The organism is Candidatus Chloroploca asiatica (genome assembly GCF_002532075.1).
Taxonomy (GTDB): Bacteria; Chloroflexota; Chloroflexia; order Chloroflexales; family Chloroflexaceae; genus Chloroploca; species Chloroploca asiatica.
The window spans coordinates 1-3,388 of the sequence record NZ_LYXE01000164.1; the positions used below are offsets into that span (position 1 = coordinate 1).

Genomic DNA, 3,388 nt, shown 5'->3' on the forward strand with positions numbered 1-3,388 from the left:
GCCCTGTAGGGGCACCCCTTGCGGGTGCCCTGGTGGGGTGCATACACGGAAGATGCAATCGCCCGGCCCCCGGCCCCCGGCCCTGTAGGGGCACCCCTTGCGGGTGCCCTGGTGGGGTGCATACACGGAAGATGCAATCGCCCGGCCCCCGGCCCCTGGCCCTGTAGGGGCACCCCTTGCGGGTGCCCTGGTGGGGTGCATACACGGAAGATGCAATCGCCCTGCCCTACGGCCCCCCCGGTTCGTAGCGCACAAGTTGGGTGGTACTGACGTTAAAGCCTTCGGGCGTCGTCACCTGGAGGCGCAGGGTATAGTCGCCTGCTGGCAAGCCCGCAGTATTCCAGACCCCCAGCAGACCATCAAAGACGGGCAGGTTGTTCTGACCGAGCAGTTGCCATTGGGCTGGTGCCGTGCCGGGGCCGACGTCGAGACTAAATGGCCCACGCGCAATGCCACTGAGAAAGACTTGCGTGGTCGTGATGACCCCACTGGCTCCTGGTGGATAGAGCAGGGCGACTGCCTCGGTCGGGCTTGTTGGCGGTGGACAGACCGTTGTTGGTGGCTGGGGCATATTTCGCGCAGCCCATTCACGGAACTCAGGTGGGTAGACGGGGAACTGCACGTCGCGTACTTCGTCTGGCGGGGTATACGAAGCCGCCAGGCAACTGCCATCACCCCCGACCCGCACCGTTTGATAGAGCACATCTACCTCGGTAGGCGCAGTTCCTGCCACAAAGAGTTCGTTGATCGTTCGTGGGCAACCGGCCCCGGCTCGCCCGCCCGTATCGGCGCAGATCGGCATCTCTTCTAGCCCCTCTGGGCGGGCAAAGGGCGTCGCAGGTCGCCCTTGATGGTAACGGAGCATCAACTCACGCCAGATCTCGCCTGCACCGTTGGCCCCGGCGACTTCTTGCATCGGCGACGAGTCGTTATTGCCAACCCACACCCCTACCGTCACATCGGTCGTATATCCGACCGCCCACGAATCGCGAAAATCGTTCGAGGTGCCGGTCTTGACCGCCGCGATCAACTCGGGCAATTCCATCACATTATTGGCCCCAAACATATAGCGGCGGGCCTGGTTGTCACTAAGGATGCTCGTCAGCAGATACGCAATCTGTTCACCCTGTGGCCCAAACGCTGGGCGCCCGCGGGCGGGTTGCCAGCGCTCAAGCACCTCGCCCCGGCTATTCGTCACCTTGAGCACCGTCACCGGATTGAGCCACCGCCCCCCATTGCCAAGCGCATGGTATGCCCCGGTCAACTCTAGTAAACGGACTTCATTGCTGCCGAGAGCCATGGCGAGGCCAAAGCGTCTCGGATCGGCAAAACTTGTCCCCCCCAGTCGACTCATCTGCTCGACAAAGGCCTCGATGCCGACGTATTCAAGGGCTTTGACCGCAGGAATATTGAGCGAATTGGCAAGCGCCATGCGCAGGCGCATTGGTCCGTGGAAGCGCCGATCATAATTCTGTGGCTCGTAGACTACCCCCTCGTCCGAGACCCAGCGACTCGGCGTGTCCCAGATCACCGTTGCCGGAGTCCAGCCGCGCTGCAACGCGCTCGCATAGACAAAGGGTTTGAGGGCTGAACCGGGTTGGCGAAGCGCCGTTGCCACATTGACTTGCCCGTCGGGTGCGTTGTAATCAATGCTGCCGACCATCGCGAGCACACGGCCATCGGGGGCCAGCATCACCACCGCGGCATTGGACGCATTGCGCTCGCGGAGGCGTGCAATCTGCTCGCGGGCGATCCGCTCAGCCTCGCTTTGCCAGGCGAGGTCAATGCTCGTAATCACCTGCAAGCCCGCCCGATAGAGCAACTCGGGGCCATAGTGACGCTCGAGTTGGTCGCGCACATAAAAGGCAAAATGGGGTGCGACGAGATCGGTCAGCGGTGGATTGAGCGTAATTGGCTCAGCATAGATCGTCTGCGCCTCGGCCTCGGTGAGCATGCCATGCTGCACCATCAAATTCAGGGTAATGCGCTGACGGGCACGAGCGAGTTCGAAATTGGTGAAGGGATTATAGGTCGTGGGTGACTGAGGCAACCCGGCAATCAGCGTGGCCTCACCAGGGGTCAACGCACTGACGTGTTTGGAAAAATAGGCCTGGGCTGCTGCCTCGACGCCATAAGCCTGGGCACCGTAATAGACCTCATTGAGATAGAGGTTCAGAATCTGATCTTTACTGTAGGTCTGCGCCACACGATAGGCCAGGATCGCCTCACGTAGCTTGCGCTCGTAGCTCTGCTCAGCGCGTTCCTCTGGATCGAGCAACAGATTGCGCACGAGTTGCATAGTAATCGTTGAAGCCCCACTGACAATCTCGCCGCTCTGATAATTTTGCAGCGCAGCCCGGATAATTCCGCGTAAATCAACGCCTGGGTTGATATAAAAATCAGCATCTTCAACGGCAATCGTTGCCTCTTTGAGCATCGGAGGAATCTGGTCAAAGGCGACCTGGGTACGACGACCGCCCTGGGGATCAACGAGTTCAAAGAGCAGGGTGGTGCCATCGCTGGCATAGATACGGGTTGTTTCAAAACTGCGATACTCGCTGATGCGGCGGGGATCGGGCAGGTCACGGGCATAGCGATAGTAGAGCCAGGTACCAGCGGCGGCAACCACGAGCATGGCAAGCAGGCTGAGTTGGACAAAAGCGAGGCTCAGGCGCCAGAAGAAGGCCAGGATCGGATGGCGCGCACGCCAATGCCCGCCCCGGCGCTGGCGGCGGGGCGGGCGTAGAAAGCGAGGCGGTGGTGGGTAGGATGGGCGACCGCCCATAGCCATCGAAGGGCTTCTCTACTTTCTTATTAGAGACGAACGGTCTCATTCGTGCGGGATGGCTGCTCCAGTTGCTCGGCAGGCAGCATCGGCTGCGCCGGCTGCACGTTCATTGGCTGTGCCGTCGGGGTTACTGGTGCGCGTCGGCGGCTCAACCGACCGACGGTGGCAAACAGGCGGGCCTCGGCTGCGGCCTCACGACCACGCAGCAGCAGGCTGGCCCCGGCGAGCAATAACACACCTGGCAGGGTGAAGAGATTGAACCCCAACAAAGCTGCCAGGCCAACGCCCCAGAGGATGCCCTGGACGGCCTCGCCTGTACGCCCGAGGGCCTTCTGGCGGCGATAGATCGCAACGCCACCCAGCGCAAGCAACGCCGGCGGGATCAGCGCCCATAGATTGAAAATCGCCACTACCCCAAGTACGATCAAGATCAGGCCAGCGGTACGGGCCTGGTTCTGATTGATATTCATCGTCATATCCTTTACGCTTGTTATGGGGTTTGGCACCCGTTGTGCCGCCCATCTCGCCAGCCACACCGGCTCACAACTCGAGGCTGTGCCGATCACCTCGGTCAAACAGGTTCTTGCCGCCGCCGAGGAT

General features: G+C 61.2%; 2 protein-coding genes. Both read right to left on the reverse strand.

Annotation, left to right across the window (positions count from 1 at the left end; all coding sequences use genetic code 11):
- Positions 1-226: 226 nt before the first annotated feature.
- Positions 227-2,791, reverse strand: a complete 2,565-nt coding sequence (locus tag A9Q02_RS19665) for a transglycosylase domain-containing protein (protein ID WP_245860760.1) — start codon at positions 2,789-2,791, stop codon at positions 227-229.
- A gap of 23 nt (positions 2,792-2,814) precedes the next feature.
- Positions 2,815-3,258: a hypothetical protein gene (locus A9Q02_RS19670; protein ID WP_216361563.1), complete on the reverse strand. Its 444-nt coding sequence runs from the start codon at positions 3,256-3,258 to the stop codon at positions 2,815-2,817.
- Positions 3,259-3,388: the final 130 nt, after the last annotated feature.